At 43.3% G+C, this 995-nt stretch carries 1 protein-coding gene and 1 pseudogene; both read right to left on the bottom strand.

The genetic code is table 11. The annotated features are described in order from the left end of the window. Positions 1-308 (bottom strand): annotated as a pseudogene (locus A3766_RS03130) (phosphoserine aminotransferase); the annotation flags it as partial. A gap of 194 nt (positions 309-502) precedes the next feature. Further along, a partial coding sequence (locus tag A3766_RS03125) for a DUF1456 family protein (protein WP_068641650.1) occupies positions 503-995 on the bottom strand: 493 nt, incomplete at its 5' end.

Here is a 995-nt window from a genome sequence, read left to right as displayed (position 1 = left end):
CCTTTACCGAAGGATTCCCACGCAAAAACATCGACAGGACGAGCACCGAGCATCGACCACATCGCCATTTCCATTGCTCCGGTATCAGAACCCGGTACTACACCCACTCGATAACCTTCAGGCAAACCCAATAAACGCGCCGTTTCAGTACAGCATGCTTCCAATGCTGTCTTACCAATCTTGGCGCGATGAGATCGACCTAAGGTATCTAATTGGAGCTGGTTAACGTCATAACCAGGCCTTTTACTACAAGGCCCTGATGAAAAGTTTGGGTTATTTGGTTTAATGCTTGGTTTTTGAATTGGCACAGCGCTGATCTCTGACTAAATAGATTAGAAAAATTTGCGCTATCCTATCATTTTTAGGGCTGTTAGGGTAAAGGCTTGACGTAGATTGTTATTTTTTAATCATCGCTTTTACTGTATTAATGACCGCGGCCTTAAAACACTACAACCCTGTATTTTTCGTTCAAGAGGTAGCGCGATATCCACCAGTCAATAAGTCACTTACCCGCTTTTGATTTATTCCAAATAGCACTGTTCACATTTCGGTCGCTTTCGCTGTTTGAGTCTTCCTTACTATGGACGGGAGATGCAGGAACCGCAGTCTCATCAGCATCTGTGCTATCACGGTATTTTCGCTGCATGCCCTGAATAAACTTGCGCAGCATTTGATCTTGCAGCTCACGATAATGTTTGTGGCCTACTTTACGAAAGAATGCGCTCAACTCGGATTTGCTGACACGATAGCCACCTAATGCCATTAGCTCACAAATATCATCGTCTCGAAGGTTCAGCGCAATCTTCAGCTTACGCAAAATAATATTATTATTTAAACGACTTTCGGGCAAAGCTTGAGGACCATCTTTCTTGCCACGCAACTTATTAATCATACCATTGAGAAAACTGGCAAACTTTTTATCTGGACAGTTAACGAAGTCTGGATCATCGTCTTTCTTTAGCCATTGACTTATGTGCTCTCGAGTTACAGCGCAT

This window comes from Oleiphilus sp. HI0132, assembly GCF_001635845.1.
Note: the sequence above shows the minus strand (reverse complement) of the source record. Positions and strands in the feature narration are given on the sequence as shown.